Source organism: Bradyrhizobium sp. BEA-2-5 (assembly GCF_032918025.1).
GTDB lineage: Bacteria > Pseudomonadota > Alphaproteobacteria > Rhizobiales > Xanthobacteraceae > Bradyrhizobium > Bradyrhizobium pachyrhizi.
In genome coordinates, this window is sequence record NZ_CP136629.1 from 6933066 (window position 1) to 6951576 (window position 18511).

Sequence of the window (18511 nt, forward strand, 5' to 3'; positions counted from 1 at the left end):
GCTAAGGGGGCTGTCATGATCACCTCGGACATGGGTTTCCTAGACAAGGATCGTGTCCGCAATTGACCAGGCAATCTCTGTGCGCTCTCCGACTGCTCGGCGGCGGATTGTGGCACTCGACGCTTCCTTTAGCACCATCGACGCTCCGCAGTCAGACTTCAGCAGATAACGGCAGCGTTCTCCGGCAAAGGCGGCTTCAACCACAGTGACACTCATGCGGTTGACGGAAGGTCCCGTTTCAACAGTGGTGTCGGCGAAGCGCAGTCGTTCGGGGCGCGTCGTCACACTAACCTCGGCGCCGATCGCAGGAGGCTGCGAGGCAACAGCCCGCACCAGGATGCCCTGGCACTTGGCCACCACAACACCCTCCTCCATGCCGCACACGACCGCCGGCATGAAGTTGGACTGGCCAATGAACCCCGCGACAAAATGACTGCAGGGCCTGTCGTAGAGATCCTCTGGTCGACCGATCTGCGCCACCTTTCCATCGTTCATCACGGCGATGCGGTCGGACATGGTGAGCGCCTCGTCCTGGTCGTGCGTAACGAGAACGAAGGTGATACCCAGCTCGGCGTGCAAACGCCGCACCTCGATCTGCAGGTTTTCGCGCAGCTGCTTGTCGAGCGCGCCCAAGGGCTCGTCCAGCAATAGCAGCCGCGGCTTGAACACAATGGCCCGGGCCACCGCCACCCGTTGCTGTTGCCCACCAGACAGCTGACGCGGATGGCGCTCACCATAGCCAGGCAGCCGCACCAGCTCGAGTGCTTCGCCTACCAGCTTGGTCCGCTCCGCCTTCGGGACCCCACGCTGCTTTAATGGGAAGCCGATGTTCTCGGCCACGGTGAGGTGCGGAAAGAGAGCGTAATTCTGGAAGACCATACCTATGTTACGGCGATAAGGTGGTACGGCGACAACCGACCTGCCGTCAATGGCGATGTCGCCGCTGGTCGGGCTCTCGAAACCCGCAATCATCATGAGCGTTGTGGTCTTTCCCGACCCACTAGGGCCGAGCAGGGTCAGGAACTCGCCGGACCGAATATCGAGCGAGACCCCCGCCACGGCGACGACAGGACCATAGCTCTTCTCCAGATTGACGAGCGATACTGAAGCGCCCCGGTCGCGATTGTCATTTCGGGGCCTCATCGAAGACTCTAACGTTTGATCCATGAAAAATCTTTAGATCGGCCAGCGGGGGCCTTGCTGATGATAACTTGCCGAGATCAGCATGTGTTTAACATACCGATCTCCGTGACGTGCGAAGCCTCTCCGTAGCTTCTTCAGGAGGAATGGCTAGCCCAATAGCCACTTACTGAACTTCTCCTGGACTGCGCTGCCATTTTCGACCCACCATTCTTCGTTGAAGAATACGAGTTGCTTCTGGATTTCCGGCGCGCTCGGCAGCATCGCCAATCGCTGTGGAGGAATGTATCTATTGGCCGCCGGATTTGTAGCGCCGTACGGAATTAGCATCGCGAAGCGCGCCTGGGGAATGGGCATGAGCGAATAGGCGATCAGCTTCATGGCGTTGCCTTTGTTCTTGGCACCCTTGGGCACGCCCCAGGCATTGCGCCTCAATAGACCTTGATTCCAGTTGATCGCCACCGGCGCACCTTGCTCGATCAACGCCGACATGCGGCCATTCCAGACGGAAGTCATGACAATCTCGCGATCAATCAGCATCTGCGGTGGCTGAGCGCCGGTGGTCCACCACTTGACCACTCGCTTCTTGATTTTATCGAAACTGGCCAGCGCCTTGCTGACGTCGATGGGATAGAGCTTGTCGGCAGGCACCCCCGCAGCCATCAGCGCGAACTCCAACTCTGGGTTAGTAGCGTTACCGTACATGGCCCCATCGCCCGGAAACTTGTCGAGGTCCCAGAAATCTGCCCAACTTGCAGGCACAGCGCCTTTGAACGCGTCGGTGCGGTAACCCATCACCTGGGCCCAAATCATCTCCTCCACCCCGTATTCGAAGCGAAACTCCTTGGGGAGACCATCGTCGATCAGCGAGTAATCGATCTTCTCGAAGTAATCGCCGACCTTCATTAGCTGCAGGATCCCCTGGCGACTGGTGTCGATCAGGTCCCATTCGATATTGCCGGTATCAACCATCGCTTTCGTTTTTACAGCGTTGGTGCCGGGGAAGAGGCGAACCTTGATCCCAGTCGCTTTCTCGAATGGTTCGTACCAAGCCTTCTGCTGTGCTTCTTGCGTTGCGCCACCGTAAGTCGCAATCCGGACCTCCCCCGATCCCCTGAGGATGTCGGGCACAGTAGTCTGCTCGGGCAACGCGGACTGCGCGCTCGCCGATCGGAGGACGAACGGCGCCGCAAGCGCTGCGGAGATCAGGCCGACGGCGCTGCGGCGATTGATGTGGACTGTATGCTTACCCATTGACGCCTCCCTACATCACGTCAGTACGACTCATGGAATCCGTTTCTTGTTGCGCTACGATGTGATGGGGACACACACGCCGTTGACCCCTGAAGCATCTGGGCTGACGAGGAAGCCAATGGTGGCCGCAACCTCACGAACGTCGACGAAGCGCTTCGCCGGTTGCGCCGCACGGAAGCGCGCGACAACTTCATCGGTACTCACACCCATGCTTGCCGCCTGAACCTCCAACTGATCACGCATCATTCCGGTATCCATCCAGCCCGGCGCGACCGCATTAACCGTGAGGCCATGCGGCGCTCCCTCCAATGCAGCCACTCGGACCAGACCAAGAACTCCGTGCTTCGCGGCCGTGTACGCCGCCTTACCCGATGACCCAAGAAAGCTCGCAGTCGATGCTGTTACCACAACCCGCCCCGCCGGGGATTTTGTCAATGTCGACCACGCCGCCTTTATTGCGAAGAATGGTCCGTCGAGCATGACGCCACGAAGACGCTCCCATTCAGTATCCGGGTATTGATCGATCGGCGCAACGAACTGACAGCCGGCATTCAAGATAAGGATGTCAAGGCGCCCAGCAGAGGCAAGGACATGGCTGATCATGTCCCGATTCCCGCTCGGAGTGGCAAGGTCCGCGTGGTAGACGTCCTCGCCAGCGACGTCCGCGCCGTGCACGTCAGCCCCGCGCTCGCGCAATTCCCTAACGATGGCCTTTCCCAACCCTCCAGCCGCTCCAGTCACCAGCGCGACACGACGATCGAGCGAGTATCCACCCGCTCGAGATTTCTGTTCGTCGCCATTCGGAACCAGCTCGGCCATCCGTTTCTCCCCTCCCTCAAGACGCAACTTGATTTAGATTGTTGTCTGCGCCATCTACGATCGTAGAAGGCCGCTCTCGTATAAATACGCTAAAAGTTGGCTTGAGATCGGGGCATTTCTGCAAAAGGTAGACACTTCTGCAGTTTAGAAGCTGCCACTTCAATGAAATCGCACTCTAGTCATCTGGAACGCAAGTTCATCACATTAGTTGATGGCTCGAATCTTTGTAGAGGAGAGCGCTTGTGGGGAATGCAGGTGTGAGAGGCCGGCCGATCGCGCCGTTAGTGCTCAGTCCGCAGGAGCGCACGTACCTAGAGAGGCAAGTTCGTCGTCATCGTGTCGCGCGGTGCTATCTGAGCGATGCCGCGCGATCCTGCGATGTGCGGATGGCCTGCCAAGCAAGTCTGTGGCTGCTGAACTCGGCATCCATGAACACACCGTTGGCAAGTGGCGCCGTCGGTTTTTTTAGAAGGATCGCTGTGATGGCCTGCTTGATGAAGCCCGCCCGAGCCGCCCTCGCACCATCGACGACGATCAGGTTGCTGAGGTAATCGAGCGGACATTGCGTACGACGCCGGCCGACGCGACGCACTGGTTGATCCGCTCGATGGCTGCGGAAACTGGCTTTTCCCACACCACGATCCGCCGAATGTGGTCGGCGTTCAGCTTGCAACCGCACCGTAGCCAGACATTCAAGTTGTCGAGCGATCCACTGTTCGTCGACAAGGTACATTGTCGGCCTTTATCTATCCCCACCGAACCGAGCCGTTGTCCTCAGCGTTGATGAGAAAGCCAGATCCTGGCACTCGATCGCGAGCAGCCGGTCTTGCCGATGATGCCTGGGATGCCAGAACGTCGCACGCACAGTTATGTGCGACATGGCACGACCACACTGTTTGCCGCGCTCGATGTCGCTTCCGGCTTTGTCATTGGCAAATGCTACAAGCGTCATCGGGCGGTCGAGTTCTTGAAGTTCCTCAAGGAAATCGACGCTCAAATCCCCGAGGGGCTTGCGGTCCACATCGTCATGGACAACTACGCCACCCACAAGACACCTAAGATCAAGGCGTGGCTCGCTCGCCGGCCGCACAACCATGTCCACTTTACGCCGACTTCCGCGTCATGGATCAATCAGAACGAGCGCTGGTTCGCTGAACTCACCAGAAAGCAGATCCAGCGAGGTGTTCACACCTCCGTCAGACAGCTCGAGGCCGACATCCGTACCTTCATCGAACTGCACAACAATAACCCGAGGCCCTTCAAATGGACCAAGTCTGCAGACCAGATCTTGGCTTCCGTCAAACGCTTCTGCCACAAAGCCCAGCAGACTTTATGCGGCGAACTTTAGATTCACGTGACTAGGCGATCGCGTGATATTTGGCTCGAATGGCCACCCGGCATCGCGGTGGGTAGCTTACAGTTGGTTCTCTTGAGGATTCTGATCAATGGCGAACATCATTCGGATCTGATGATTGGTGGCGTCTCGGTCGAAGATACGTTGATGCTGTGCTTCCTTTGTTGCGAGAGGCCAACCAACGAATTCCTCTGCTGCTCACGCAGGAGCGGGTCGCGATCTTAGCGCAGCGATCTCTTGATAGATTGTTGGGCAACGAGGCGCGCAAGACGGGCCGGATGAGGGCGGAGGCCGCCGGTGATTAGGGTCCCAGGCGCCAGCAAGCGATCCTTGTCCGGGGACAATGCGATACCGACGCGCTCCGCGATATCGTACGAGAGTGCGCGCTGCAAACGCTTTGCCGTGAGGACACGGTTGTGGTTATCGACAAGTGTGTTTTTTTGAAGCAAGGCAAGGCGTCGTGCGGATTTGGAAGTCGAGGACGGCTTCGAACGATCTGGTGCTGATCACAACGAAACCCGCTCCCAGATGGCTGGCATCGCCATGTCTCACTCGTCATGCCTGCCTTTCGCCATACTGGTGGTCATCCGTACTCGGGCACTGCCCCAAAAATCGCGGCCGCGCCCCAAGCAACAAGAACGCAACTGCAATCCTAGAGCGTGCTGTTTTTATACGGAAGCATATCCTAAGTTTTTGAGGTAGTTGGCGCACTCCTCGCTGGAGAAGAGATCGAGGAGTTCGGCCGACCTTTCGCCAGGTCTCGACGTCGCGAGGCTGTGCGGCTCGCATCAGGTGTTTGAGTTTGGCGAAGACCTGCTCGATCGGATTGAGGTCGGGACTGTAGGGCGGCAGGAAGAGCAGATGGGCACCGGTGGCGCGGATGGCGTTGCGCGCCGATTTGCCCTTGCGACAGCCGAGATTGTCGAGGATGACGAGCTCGCCCTTTGCCAGGGTAGGTGCCAGCACCTGTTCGACATACAGGGTGAACAGCTCGCCATTGACGGGGCCGTCGATGACCCACGGCGCGCTGATCCGGTCTGGCGCAGCGCTGCGATGAAGGTCATGGTCTTCCAATGGCCGAAAGGCGCAGCTGCTTGGAAACGCTGCCCGCCCCCAGCCGCGCAGCGGCGCCATGTTGGTCTTGATCCACGGGTGAGTAGGCCGGGGGATTTTCACCCCCGGCCTCTCGCAGAACGGTGCGTGAGCCTCTCGGTTCACACCGCTCCCATCAGGTGAACGTGGTCGTCCCGAACAACTGCCAGTGTACGAACAGCTCCGCATTATTCCGAGCCAGCTTTCGCAAGAACAGCGAAGCACCGGTTTTGTGGAGCCGGAAGCGCTTGTACTTTCGCATGATCCACGCCCTCAGCTTCTGATTGACGTAGTCGACCAGAGAGAACAGCGCCGAACGACTGAACCGGCCGTAATAACCTATCCACCCCCGGAGGAGCGGATTGATCTGTTGGGCGATCTCAGCCAGCGTCCCCGGCGTTTGCCGAGGAATGTGCAAGCTTCGGATCGTCGCTCGCATGGCCTTCAAAGCTGTCGGACTGACCGCCGGGGTGTACCCACAGAAGAACTCCTTCCGCTGTGACGTTGCCACCTGCCGCGGCCTGAACTGATATCCGAGGAAGTCAAACTTGATCCTCGGATACCTTCGTCGACGCCTGTTGTCCTTGCAGTAAACGATCTGCGTCTTCGTCGGATGCATCTGAAGTCCGCACACTTCCAGCCTCGCTTGAAGCTCCGCCTTAATGGCTTCTGCTTCTTGCTCGGTCCGGCAGTGCACCAGTCCGTCATCGGCATACCGACACCAAGGAAGGTCGGGATGTGTCCGCGCCATCCAGAGATCAAACGTATAATGCAGGAACAGATTGGCCAGTATTGGGCTGATCACGCCCCTTGAGGGTTCCGCGGATCCGCTCAACGAGCTTCCCGTCCTTTTCCCTTGATGCCGTCAGCCATCTTTCGATGTAGAGCAGCGCCCATTTGCATTTCACGTGTCTCCGGACCGCCTTCAGCAAGAAGATCATGCGGGAGATTGTCAAACAGTCCTTTGATGTCGAACTCCAGGACCCAATCATATTTCCAGCACCGCTGACGCGTGACGCCCACGGCGTCCAGAGCCGATTTTCCTGGCCTGTGACCGTAAGAGTCCGGCAGGAAGATGGATTCCAGTTCCGGCTCAATCATCCGTTTGACCACCATCCGATCGCTGATAGTGGGCACACCTAAAGTCCTTTCGCCGCAGGTCTTCTTTGGAATGGAGACGGCGAGCACCGGAGGTGGAAAGTACACCCCCGACGACATCCGATTCCAGATCTTGTAGAGATTCCCTGCAAGGTCTTTCTCGAACATCTCGAAGGTCTGTCCGTCCACTCCAGCCGCTCCGCGATTGGATTTGACCGCCTTGTACGCTTCGTACACTCGCCGCTTCTCAATCGAGAACGGCTTGTTTATCGCACTGTTCGAAGTCATCCTGTTTCCAGTTGGTCCAAGAGTACGACTACCTGACCCGATCCCTTTGCTCCGTCCCCATTACAGGGCCCTCAACGCTCCTACGGATCGGTCCGCCCCAGTCTCTTGCATCGGTACTCCCGCCTCGCGGTTGGCACCGCTTGCGCTTCTCCCTTGGCATCAAGAGCCTGGTTCCTGCAGTTCCACGCGAAAGCCTGTGTCCGACTCACGCCCCCTCTACGCCGGTCGCCGCCCGCCCAGTCGTCAGGCATCTGGCGGACGTGTCCCAGGTTGACGAGACGGTCCTGGTTTTGACGACACTTGAATTAATAACGACGCGTCTCAGGAGGGTTCACTTTCGTTCGTCTTTCGGACACTCACCTGCTCGGTATATTCCGAACTTCTGATCCGACGCTCACCACCACAGCTCTTTACCGCAGCAGCTCGGATTGGTTTGAGACCCGCCCCTGAAAGCTGATCTCGGGGGCCCGCCCCCATCTTTCTCGCAGCTTCACCATCGGTCTTAGTTCATTTGAACTCCTTCCGCTGTCTGCAGCACACTCTCATCGATGAAGACCAGGCGCGAAGCGTCGATTCTGCCCCGATGGACCTTCCAGCGCGTCCGGTTACGCGCGATATCGGGGCGGTCTTGTTCGGCCGGCCGGATCGTCTTTTTTGAACTCAGTTCTTCGGCGTGAACAAACGTCCACACCGCCCGTACGTCTGTCTTGATCCCGCGCGCCGCCAGTTCCTGTGTCAGCTTCCGCAAGGTGAACGGCCCCGAGCGAATGCGTTTACCAGTGGCATTGCTGCCCGACAAAACCGGCTTCTTGTGACCGCCGATCTTGCCCGGCGAAACGCCGCCAGTCTCCCCCTTAGGTTCTTCCAATTCGTCACACAGGAGGGACTGATCCGAAGCGCTTCGGCAATCGAGCGGACGGTCTCGCCCGCATCAGCCCGAGCCGGTGCGCGTTCGCGAATGTCTTCCGAATAGGGCGCGTCATCCATGCTGGCCCCCGTTCCCCAGCATGGAGCTTGAATCAAAAATCTTCCCCTCTGGGAATCTGGAGGGTTCTGTGAGGTCGCGCTCACGCGGGGGCGCGGCAGGCGCTTATGACGCGACCTCATTGAAGCCGGATTGAACGAAGGCGCCGAAGGGTGGGCACGGTGGTGAGGCTATGGGGATTGTCTGAGATCGCAAGTAGCTATCGGCAGACTTTGTATCTGAAGCGGAGACGTGCTGGTTGCGCATCGCGGCAATTTGAGACCGGGAGCGTTTTGCAGGCGGTCGCGATCGATGGCCCGCTGCATTGAATGGTTGTCGTCGCGCGGTGTGGCGCACGGCTTCGACAGCGTCGGCGATGATCGAGACGCTGGGAATGATGATCGTCGTGCAGGGCACGAACTGGCTCACGATGTGTCGCATCGGAACGGTGGGGTTCGAGGGTTGGACCGGCTGCAGCTGTGTCGAAAGCGCTCGATGATGCGCATGACGCCACCACAATCAGGACAGGCGGGAACCTTGGCCCACGTCAGAGCGTCCGAATCCACAGGCGACGGCTCGCCATCGTTTGGCGCTGTCCGCTCACGATCGAGAAGTTTGAGGCAAAGGGCGAGTTTGGCAGCGCGATGGCCGTTCGCCATGAAGCTCTACGCCGCGGCAGCGGCTTCGTTCAATCCCGATTCTGGTAAAAACAACATGCCCTAGATAGCGCGCCCACACCCTAAGTGCATTGGAAATAACGAGATCGTTGCTGTGACCCAGCGGGAGAGTGGTCTTCGGCTGCATCTTCTTAGCCGGGCGCGAGCGAAGCGCGTTAGGCTTGCACACGCTCCAGCTGATCACGATTTAACCTAGTTGACGATCGATATGCTTTGGATTGTTCATGGCTATCTTTGCCACTACCAGATGACTCTCGCGCGTCCACGGATGGTCGAAATTACGCATAAAGTGGCCCGTTATCGTTGCCGCCGACCGTTGCTACCTTTGTCAGCGGTGCTGATGCTGGAGTGAATCCCGCAACTGCGCCGAGAGCATGCGGATGCCGCTAGCGTTGTTATCGGGCGCTGGCGCCAAGGTCGATGGTGACGCACTCACCATTGATACCAGAGGCACAGGGGCTCGCAAGAAAGCCAACGACTGCCGCGACCTCACGAACATCGACGAAGCGCTTGACTTGCTGCGCAGCGCCGAAGCGCGCGACGGCCTCATTCGTGCTCACGCCCATAGTTGTCGCCTGAACCTCAAGCTGAGCACGCATCATCCTGGTATCCATCCAGCCCGGTGCGACTGCATTGACAGTCAGACCATGCGCCGCGCCCTCCAAGGCGGCCACACGGACCAGACCGATAACCCCGTGCTTTGCAGCGGTGTACGCAGCTTTCCCAGCCGCCCCGCCAAAGCTCGCCGTAGATGCCGTGACCACAACCCGGCCGCCCGGGAGTCTCGTCAATGCCGACCACGCCGCCTTCATTGCGAAGAATGGTCCGTCCAGCATCACGCTTCGAAGACGCACCCATTCAACGTCCGGAAACTGATCGATCGGTGCGACGAATTGACACCCGGCATTCAAGACAAGGATGTCGAGACGTCCAGCGGCTGCTAGGACATAGTTGACTATGTCCCGATTCCCACTTGGAGTGGCGAGATCCGCGTGGAAGACCCCCTCGCTCGCAATACCTGCACCGTATACGTCCGCCCCGCGTTCGCGCAGTTCGCTGCTGATGGCCCTTCCGAGCCCGCCGGACGCCCCGGTGACTAACGCAACTTGCCCCTCAAGCGACCATCCACGCGTGTGGTGTTGCTGTCCGTGGCTCTTGGATTCACTCTTGGTCATTCGTTTCCCTTTCCCAATCGCGCAAACGAAGACACTTGTGTTCTAACATAAATCAGAAATCTGCTCCCCCGTGGCCACCGCGCTTTGTGACGATCGCGTGAAAGCACTTCTCGTTTGTGCATGAGGGCTGCATGAACGCCTGGACGCGGTAGACGGGCGTACATTTCGGAGATGCGTGAGCTGCATCTCGACCCTAGGATTTTACCACGAGCGGACGTAACGGGTTGCTGCAAACTGCAAACTTTGGCATCATACGCCGTCCGACGCGCCTTCTTCTAGCCGGCGCCGCCGCGCGAGCCGCTGCAAGCAAACGCTGGTTGAGCTCTATAGGTGCCGCCGCGCGTACTACATATGAGATTCGCATAGCGTCCCGTATCCGCGATACGCCAACCAGCTGCAGCGCAGGATTGACCGTCAGCGACAAAACGATCAAGCGCCTCATGCGCACACACACTCTACAGCCAAGCATCTGCTGTCACCATATCACAGCGACGGATAGTGATCACGACCAGCCCAATGGAGGCAAAGGAGACATGATACTGTTTACGAGCCCGCCCGCGGGAACGGACGAATCAGGACCTTGTTCGAGGAGGTTGCCGCCAGATAACTGCGTCGCGCTGCTCATGCCCAGAGAAACCTAACGCTGAGCGTCGCGCCGTTGCTTGGCTATCCATCGAACCGGTGCCGCGTCCGCTCTGGCTGCACCATCTTCACGCTGCTTGTGACTCGTTGAGAGTCCGCTAGAGGAGTCCGGTGAACGGTTTGCGTGTTAGTCCGCCAATGAAGAACTCGACCATAGAGGTGTAGTCGAAGACCGGAATGCCGATCGACCGCTGGACCGCGGCCGCGTAAGGTGGCAGCTCGGAGCACGTTAGCAACAGAATCCCTATGTCCGGCCTGTCATCGAGTAGCCTCACCGCCGCATCCACCGTTTCGGTCTCTATTGCGGCGACGTCCATATCACCGCTAGGATTAAGAAAAGAGGCCGCGAACGCCGGAGCGTTTTCAAGTCCAGCGACGACCACACGCTTGGAGTTGACTAGCAGCCCGGCTGCTTCAAACAATTCCGGGCTCAACGAGGACGCTCTCGCTGTAATGATGCCCAGCGCTTTTTTTTGCGGAAGCATTCGTTCGAGGAACGGCGCGAGGAGAAGACTGGATAGAAGCACGGGCACGTCAACTGCGGCGCGCACTGCCTCTTGATATCGGATCATGTACCCGCAGTTAGAGGTGATCAGTTGCGCACCTTCGAGTACTAGCCCAGCTGCGGCTTGCGTCACGGTCGCCGTCATTTCGGCGACATTCTGAAGGTTAGGCACCGCCTTGTAGAGGACAGGGACGCTCCACGTACTGGCGTTGCCAACACTCCCCGGAATGTAAGGCCGGATGCCGGGCAAGCGGTCGCGATCGAGCTGCAAGATGCCTACAGGAGCACCGTAGATCGACTGTTCAGGCTTCAACGAGGCGAACCGCTTCCTGTGAGAGTGACGAAAATCGATCATCTGTGGGTATCCTTTTCGCAATAGACAAGTGCATGACGGCGACAGTTGTGTCGGCCGCACCGCAAGCGAACAAGAATGTCATTTGCATGTGCGGCGCGAGCAGGACGATGCAACGCACAGTTTATGGTACAATCGGATCCGTTTCATCGAGACATCCTATAGATCCTTTAGTAGTCCCAAAGGCGTTGATCGTGCACCACCTGAAGGAATCGAGACAGGCGCGACGGATTTGATTACGATGCACTAACGTCGAGTTGACACTTGATCGTACATCAGTAGCGAGGATTGAAGTACTACCTGCTCGAGTAGGCAGTATTTGTATTGGCTACGGTAGAAGCGGCGGAACGCGTAGGTTACCCCACCTGCCGGATGATGTTTGATTAGCGGGCACGTCCGCTTCTTATGTGTCGGACGAGGATACGTGGCGGAGGCGTCAACCAGGGCCGGCCACGTCTGGCGTTTACGGGCCGTCGGCGTGGACCACCTTCTCGACCATAGGCGAGCACCGCCAGGCGAACAGTTGCGACGCGAGAATGCCGGCTCGGCGGGTGACCGCCGAAATGGTCGCGCCAGGCTACAGGTCTTCGTCAGGGCTTACACCTTGGCTCGTCCGAACAGCGTCGACGAAGTTGCCCCGGCGCTACCGTAAGATGTCGGCGCGCTTCGATCCTATGGAACGTTCTGGTTCCAGAACTGGGCGCAGACATGGAAGCTCACATCGGCTCACAAACTCAGCAGCCGATAGCCCATCGCTTCCCGCTCCGCCAGACCGTATCTCGTTGCCGGTTACCTCGACTGTTCATGCTGCGCGAAAGGTCGGGGCGGGCCAAAGGACTTGCGAAGCTATCGATAGTCCGACGCGTTCCATTCTATGACCGGTCAGTCGCCGCGTCTCATATTCGCCACGTGGCTGTGGCGTCCGTTCTGCGCCGAATGCAGGAGCGGGCGAGCGGTGGCAGTTCGCGGAATAGCCGCCATCTGCTTGGACGCCTCCTGTGGAGTTTAACATTAGCGCGCGGATCAACCAGGGCGAGCTCTCAAAATGAATGGGACTATCCAACGCTACAATCGCATCAGCGTGCGCGCCATAAGATCACGCTTCATTGGAAGCGGAGCTCCGATCACGATCGCATCAGTCATTCCCTGGTATCGAGCGTGTCTCCCTGATCGAAGTGTTGCGTTCCGCGCTGCACGGCACCGGTCCTTTTTCAAATGAGTACAGCGCCCTGACGAGGATAACCTAGCCCGCCAGCTATTCTATCAGAATGGTTGCGTCGTTTGCGGCCCACCAGGCGACACATGAATCCCCGACGTCAGGCATTGCTTCGGCGGATACGTTCAGCACCTTGGACGTTAATTGCAGTCCGGACTCGCTACGGAACTCGAAGATGGTAGCATCTCCGACGAAGGTCATACCCGTGATGCGCCCTTGCATTCCACCTGATGAGCCAGCGGGGTTCATGTCGAGATGCAGATGCTCGGGCCGCACGCAAAGCGTCGCGTCTCTGTCCGCGTCCGTCCACGGGGCGGCCGGCAACCTTTCGCCTGCAGGCCCATAAGCAACGCCGGATTTGAGCTTCGCCGAGATGAGATTGACCTCACCGACAAAGCCCGCGACGAACAAGTCAGCCGGCCTGCGATAGAGATCCTGAGGTGCAGAGACCTGTCGAATCCGACCCTGGTGCATCACCGCAACCCGATCCGACATGGCGAGCGCCTCATCCTGGTCGTGCGTGACGTAGATCATCGTCTTACCGACCTCCTTGTGCAGGGTCTTGATCTCATTTCTGAGATGCTCGCGCAACTTCTTGTCCAGCGCCCCCAGCGGCTCGTCAAGAAGAAGGACCGGCGGCTCGAAGACCAATGCCCGTGCTATCGCTACTCTTTGCTGCTGACCGCCGGACATTTGGTGTGGGCGGCGTGAGGCCAACGCTCCAAGATCCACCTGATCGAGAGCGCGATGAACCCGCGCTTCGACCTCCCTCTTTGCCACACGTCGCATCCGAAGCGGATAGGCAACGTTCTCGGCGACTGTCATGTGCGGGAACAGCGCATAGTTCTGAAAAATCACACCGAGTTCGCGTCGATGAGGCGGCAGGCGTGTGATGTCCTCGTCATCCAGCAGAATCTGACCGCTATCGGGCATTTCGAAACCTGCGATCATCATCAACGTTGTTGTCTTTCCCGATCCGCTTGGTCCCAGCAACGAGATGAACTCGCCGGGCTTCACGCAGAGACTGACTTCGTCAACGGCCACCGCACTACCGTAACGCTTCTGCAGATTACGCAGCGCAATGCCTCCGGTCTTCTCACCAGTGCCGCTCACGCTCGCCTTCATCAACATTTCAGCTCCCTACGCTAATTCGTCATTGGTTGTGGTTGACCTACTAGCCGATCAGGTGGTCTTGTGTCGCCTCAGCACCGTACCGACGACGATCACAATCGTCGCAAACATCATCTGCAGCGTGGCTACGGCAGCAATGGTGGGACTTATATCCTGCCGGATTCCCTCCCACATGCGCATCGGCAAGGTCGTGATCTTTCCGATACCAAGGAACAGTACGTAGACGACGTCGTCAAACGAGGTTAGGAACGCAAAGAAGCTGGCGACGATGAGCGCTGGCATGACGAGCGGTGCGATAATCGTGCGGAAGGTCGCCCAGGATCCGGCGCCAAGGCTGCGGGCCGCACGCTCGTAGCTCGGATTAAGATCGCGCAGATTCGCAACTACAATCACCACCACGTAGGGAATGGTATGGACAGCGTGACCAAGTGCCAAGCCAAACTCTGTGCCTTGTAGCCCCAGCCGCGCCAGCAGGAAATAGGTCGCGACCGCTACGATGACCGTTGGCATGATGATCGGCGAGAGCACGAGGGCCACCATCGCTCCGCGACCGGGCATCCCGCCGCGCGACAGGCCGAAGGCAACCATGCCGCCCAGCGCAGTCGCCATGGCGGCCGCCATCAGCGCAATGCGAATGCTGGTGAAGGTGGCGCGCACCCACAACGCATCGAAAAGATAGGCTTCGTAGTTGCGCAGAGAGTAGCCTGGCAGCGGGAAGACGAAGTAGGATGAAGCGCTGAACGATAAGTAGGCAACAATAACTACCGGCAGCAGGAGGAGCACGGCCAGAATGCTTGCCAGGACCGGAACACTTAGACCTCCCATTGAGGGTAGCCAGCGGTCTAGTGCGTTGGCCGCCGAGCCAACACGCATCAACAAGCGGGCACCCATTTGGCGGCGGCCGAGGGTTTCTGACCCAACCTTGCCGTCGGAGAATCCCAGGAGCTGGTCAATCGGGAAGAAGCGCGAGCCTATCCACAAAACACCCAGGACAGCGACCAAAAGGACCACAGAGAGCGCAGCACCGAAGTTCCAATTGAGTTGCTCCAAGATCTGCGAGCTGATTGCCATGGTGATCATGACATCCGACAACCCACCCATCAATGCAGGTGTGATGTAGAAGCCGAGACAGTAGATGAAGACGAGCAGAACCCCCGCAATCAAGCCCGGCAGGCTGAGCGGCAGAAAGATCGTGAGGAAGGCGGCGAGCGGGCTCGCGCCATTCGCCCTCGCAGCGCGCATGAGCTTCTGGTCAATGCTGGACATGACAGTATACATCGGCAGGATCATCATTGGCATGACGATGTGGGTCATGCCGAGGATCACTCCGAACCGGTTGTAGAGCATTGCGACTGGTTGCGACACCCAGCCGAGCTCGAGCAAGAATTGGTTGACGACGCCATTGCGCCCAAGAAGGACAATCCAGGCAAAGGTCCGAGCCAGGGTACTGGTGAAATACGGCAGCACGACTGCGATGAGCAGGAAGATACGCAGCCCCAATCCACCCGTTGTAAGGGCGTATGCGATGGGGTAGCTAAGGATGAATGCAAGTGCAGTCACCGAAACGCTGATCTCCAGCGTGTTGCGCAACACCACGAGATAGACAGGGGTCTCGCCGATGCGCAGGAAATTCGCCAGCGTCCAGTTCGGCATTCCAAATGAGAGCAGCAGAAGGCCGACGAGCGGCACGACAAAAAGCACCGCGAGAAAAATGCTTCCAGGCAACAGCAACCAAGCCCAAGGCGTCGGACGAGTTCTCGAGGAATCCGCCCGGCTGTCAATTGCGATCGAACTCATTGTGCCCGCCATGCCAGCCAACGCTCCTGGAGGTGATCTATATTGGTCTTGCCGTCAGGTCGCTTAGCGGCGAGCCACGCGTCATCCTGAGCCACCACTTGGGATGCATTGCCCTCTGTGATGCTGAGGAGCGGAACGAGATCGGCCGGCAAATGCTGAAGCTGATTCACATTCGGGCCTGTCAGGTTGGTGCCGAGCGTGAACGCAGCAGCGCTCTGGGCGCGATTGAGGAACGCCACGAATTTCTGAGCGTTTGCGTTGTTGGGTCCGCCTTTGAGCACTGTCCAGTAGACGTAGACGAGGTTAGCACCGCTCCACACCATGCGAATAGGCGCCCCCTGACGGATGGCCGACAATGCGCGACCATCGTAACAGCTGGTCATCACGAATTCCCGATTGATCAACGCTTGAACAGGCTCCCCTCCAGCCGTCCACCATTTCGCGATATTCGGCTTGATCTCTTCGAGCTTCTTAAGGGCTCTGTCGACCTTGTCGTCCGTCAAAGGCCAGCGATCTGAGATTGGAAAGCCGTCAGCCGCAAGCGCCAAGACCATATGCCTGGCGATCGCACTGAACCCACGCGGCCCGGGAAAGGCTTTGACATTCCAGAAGTCGGCCCAGTTTTGCGGTGCCGCCTTTGGAAAGGAACGCTCATCATAAGTAAGCAGCGTCGTCGAACGGAATGCAACGACCGCGTCACTAAAGCGAGCGCTTTGCGGCACCCCCTTGAGCGCCTCATCGTCCCACAAACCGTAGTCGATAGGCTGAAAGAAACCAGCCTCATGCATGTTGGGGTAGTTCTGCCCGTCAACCAAGGCAACATCCCAGTCGACCCGCCCGGCGCGGGCCATCGCTCTCACTTGGGGCTCGGCAACGTCGGCGGCCACATCGACCACGGCGATCCCTGTTGCCTTCGTGAAGGGCTCATAAACGTAATTTCTGGCGCCCTGCGTGTAAGATCCGCCATAGCTGAAGACGACAACTTCACCGCTACCGACAAGCTTGTCCTGCGCCCAGGCCGCGGTCGCCTTGGCAACGAACGGCACGCTCAGCAGCGCAGCCGTTGACTCAACAAACGAGCGCCGCGTGAAGCCATGATGTAGATGGCCATTTTTGATCATGGCTCTCCTCCCTAACTGACGCAGCACTACACCGTTTGGCAGCACCATTTATGCGTCGACCGGCGTGTCGACGCACAAACACTACGAAAAACGGCCCACCTAGGAGAAAAACTGCAACTAGCAGTTCATCCTTCACAATTTCACCATCGGGCTATGGCACATCGCAGCCCGTGCAAAACACGTGCCGGCGACTCCACGCCGCTCACGAATTAAGATACGAGCAATGCCCACGACGGGTTGCCCGGCGACGCCAGCATGTCCGCTCCGCGACACGCGGCGGTTGACGCAACGATCGACCACCGCGCGGACGATCCGGCACCCTCGACCATCATGATAACTCCGCTGCGTGCGATGCGCTATCGAGTGCTCAGGCCGACCTTCCTCGAATGCGATCTCAGCAGCTCCTCCTTCCGGCTGTAACAAACCTGACGAAGGTGGATTAATGAGCCGATTGGTTCAGTCGGAATAGAAAACCCGACCTTTCAAATTGCTATTCTTTCGCAAGTTCGTCCATCACTTGCCTTGTCGCGCGATAAGCACGTTCAACGATCTCGTCTATCTCGGACTCCGTTACGACGAGCGGCGGAGCGAAACCTAGAATGTCGCCATGCGGCATGGCTCGCGCAATGAGCCCCCGATCGCGGGCCGCCTTCGAGATGCGGGCACCAACCTTGAGCTGCGGATCAAAGCGACGTTTGGTTTCGCGATCAGCTACGAACTCAACAGCACCGAGCAAGCCTACGCCTCTCACTTCACCCACAATCTCGAGTTGGTCAAACCGCTCCTTCAGTCGCTTCATAAAATGCAAGCCGACAATTCTCGCGCGTTCACTTAGCCGCTCCTTCTCCACAATATCCAGGACCGCATTAGCGGCAGCTGCCGCAACGGGGTGACCAGAATAGGTGTATCCATGCGAGAACGCTCCGACACGGTCGGCTGCTTCCTCCATGACAGCATAAACTCTCTCACCAACGATAGCTGCAGAGAGCGGCACATAACCGGACGTCAGACCCTTGGCCACTGTTACGAGGTCGGGTTCCATCTCGTAGAGCCTGCTGCCAAAGTCAGCTCCGGTTCGACCAAACCCACAAATGACTTCGTCTGCGATGAGGAGAATGTCGTATCGTCTCAGCACGGCTTGGATTTCGCGCCAGTAGCCGCTTGGCGGCGGTGTAATCCCACCCGTGCCCAACACCGGCTCTGCAATGAAGGCACCGACTGTTTCCGGCCCCTCCCGTACAATCAGCTCTTCAAGCTCACCTGCTCGCCGGCGAGAAAACGATTCTTCCGTCTCGCCCGGCTCGGCGCCCCAATAATAGTGAGGCGCCCCTGTATGCAAAATGCCGGCAAAAGGCAGATCCATGTGATCATGGTAGAATGACATACCCGTCATCGAGCCTGAGATCACTGAACAGCCGTGGTACCCTCGCTCGCGCGAGATGATCTTCTTCTTCCTGGGTTGACCACGTAGGTTATTATAGTACCAAACGAGCTTGGCTTGGGTTTCGTTGGCGTCGGAACCGGACAATCCGTAGAATACTTTACAGGCTTTGCCAGGCGCCATTCGCACCAAGCGATCTGACAGATTTGCCAGCTGTTCGGTCGTGTGCGCAGCGTATGTATGATAGTAGGCCAATTGGTACGCCTGCCGTGCAATAGCTTCGGCGACTTCGGTTCGGCCATATCCTATGTTGACGCAGTAAAGACCCGCGAAACCGTCGATGTAACTATGTCCCTGCGCGTCTTGTATATGGATACCCTTCCCCCCCGTGATGATTGTTGGATCGCCAATTTTTCCCCCAGCAAAATCCTTAAGTTGGGTGAAGGGGTGCAGAACAGTCCCGCGATCTTTTTCGGCGATCGTCTTCATATCGTTCATACCGATT

At 58.2% G+C, this 18511-nt stretch carries 10 protein-coding genes and 4 pseudogenes; 2 read left to right on the forward strand and 12 right to left on the reverse strand.

Annotated features, from left to right (window positions below):
* Positions 1 to 39 precede the first annotated feature (39 nt).
* The 3 genes from RX327_RS32425 to RX327_RS32435 all read right to left on the reverse strand — a co-directional run bounded on the left by RX327_RS32425 (position 40) and on the right by RX327_RS32435 (position 3213).
* Positions 40 to 1167 (reverse strand): ABC transporter ATP-binding protein, encoded by a 1128-nt coding sequence (locus RX327_RS32425; protein ID WP_410712102.1) that lies wholly within the window; start codon positions 1165 to 1167, stop codon positions 40 to 42.
* Between the two features lie 123 nt (positions 1168 to 1290).
* Positions 1291 to 2394 (reverse strand): ABC transporter substrate-binding protein, encoded by a 1104-nt coding sequence (locus tag RX327_RS32430; protein ID WP_317248280.1) that lies wholly within the window; start codon positions 2392 to 2394, stop codon positions 1291 to 1293.
* 54 nt (positions 2395 to 2448) lie between these two features.
* Positions 2449 to 3213 (reverse strand): SDR family NAD(P)-dependent oxidoreductase, encoded by a 765-nt coding sequence (locus RX327_RS32435; RefSeq protein ID WP_317248281.1) that lies wholly within the window; start codon positions 3211 to 3213, stop codon positions 2449 to 2451.
* A 242-nt stretch (positions 3214 to 3455) separates the two neighbouring features.
* On the opposite strand from RX327_RS32435, the pseudogene RX327_RS32440 reads away from it, so the two are divergent.
* Positions 3456 to 4561, forward strand: a pseudogene (locus tag RX327_RS32440) (IS630 family transposase).
* Positions 4562 to 4719: 158 nt separating this feature from the next.
* A pseudogene (locus RX327_RS32445) lies at positions 4720 to 5055 on the forward strand (transposase); the annotation flags it as partial.
* A 180-nt stretch (positions 5056 to 5235) separates the two neighbouring features.
* Here RX327_RS32445 and RX327_RS32450 read toward each other — a convergent pair.
* From RX327_RS32450 to RX327_RS32490, 9 genes and pseudogenes are all read right to left on the reverse strand, one after another.
* A pseudogene (locus tag RX327_RS32450) lies at positions 5236 to 5716 on the reverse strand (IS630 family transposase); the annotation flags it as partial.
* A 79-nt stretch (positions 5717 to 5795) separates the two neighbouring features.
* Positions 5796 to 7045: pseudogene (ltrA, locus tag RX327_RS32455) on the reverse strand (group II intron reverse transcriptase/maturase).
* 502 nt (positions 7046 to 7547) lie between these two features.
* Positions 7548 to 7913 (reverse strand): hypothetical protein, encoded by a 366-nt coding sequence (locus RX327_RS32460; RefSeq protein ID WP_317248282.1) that lies wholly within the window; start codon positions 7911 to 7913, stop codon positions 7548 to 7550.
* 1168 nt (positions 7914 to 9081) lie between these two features.
* Positions 9082 to 9861 carry an SDR family NAD(P)-dependent oxidoreductase gene (locus tag RX327_RS32465; RefSeq protein WP_317248283.1) on the reverse strand — a complete coding sequence of 260 codons (780 nt, stop codon included), beginning with the start codon at positions 9859 to 9861 and terminating at the stop codon, positions 9082 to 9084.
* 740 nt (positions 9862 to 10601) lie between these two features.
* Entirely contained in the window at positions 10602 to 11363 is a 762-nt protein-coding gene (locus tag RX327_RS32470; protein ID WP_317248284.1) for a hypothetical protein, read from the reverse strand.
* Between the two features lie 1252 nt (positions 11364 to 12615).
* Positions 12616 to 13707 (reverse strand): ABC transporter ATP-binding protein, encoded by a 1092-nt coding sequence (locus tag RX327_RS32475; protein WP_317248285.1) that lies wholly within the window; start codon positions 13705 to 13707, stop codon positions 12616 to 12618.
* 51 nt (positions 13708 to 13758) lie between these two features.
* A complete protein-coding gene (locus RX327_RS32480) occupies positions 13759 to 15504 on the reverse strand; it encodes an ABC transporter permease subunit (RefSeq protein WP_317248286.1) in 1746 nt (581 codons plus the stop codon).
* Positions 15501 to 16625: an ABC transporter substrate-binding protein gene (locus tag RX327_RS32485; protein ID WP_317248287.1), complete on the reverse strand. Its 1125-nt coding sequence runs from the start codon at positions 16623 to 16625 to the stop codon at positions 15501 to 15503. Before RX327_RS32485 ends, RX327_RS32480 begins: the two co-directional genes overlap by 4 nt.
* A gap of 490 nt (positions 16626 to 17115) precedes the next feature.
* Positions 17116 to 18504, reverse strand: coding sequence for an aminotransferase (locus RX327_RS32490; RefSeq protein WP_317248288.1), 1389 nt, complete (start codon positions 18502 to 18504; stop codon positions 17116 to 17118).
* Positions 18505 to 18511 lie beyond the last annotated feature (7 nt).

Coding starts and splice junctions, on each gene's coding strand:
- RX327_RS32425 (WP_410712102.1), bottom strand. CDS start 1,167: ATGGATCAAACGTTAGAGTCTTCGATGAGGCCCCGAAATGACAATCGC.
- RX327_RS32430 (WP_317248280.1), bottom strand. CDS start 2,394: ATGGGTAAGCATACAGTCCACATCAATCGCCGCAGCGCCGTCGGCCTG.
- RX327_RS32435 (WP_317248281.1), bottom strand. CDS start 3,213: ATGGCCGAGCTGGTTCCGAATGGCGACGAACAGAAATCTCGAGCGGGT.
- RX327_RS32465 (WP_317248283.1), bottom strand. CDS start 9,861: ATGACCAAGAGTGAATCCAAGAGCCACGGACAGCAACACCACACGCGT.
- RX327_RS32470 (WP_317248284.1), bottom strand. CDS start 11,363: ATGATCGATTTTCGTCACTCTCACAGGAAGCGGTTCGCCTCGTTGAAG.
- RX327_RS32475 (WP_317248285.1), bottom strand. CDS start 13,707: ATGTTGATGAAGGCGAGCGTGAGCGGCACTGGTGAGAAGACCGGAGGC.
- RX327_RS32480 (WP_317248286.1), bottom strand. CDS start 15,504: ATGAGTTCGATCGCAATTGACAGCCGGGCGGATTCCTCGAGAACTCGT.
- RX327_RS32485 (WP_317248287.1), bottom strand. CDS start 16,625: ATGATCAAAAATGGCCATCTACATCATGGCTTCACGCGGCGCTCGTTT.
- RX327_RS32490 (WP_317248288.1), bottom strand. CDS start 18,504: ATGAACGATATGAAGACGATCGCCGAAAAAGATCGCGGGACTGTTCTG.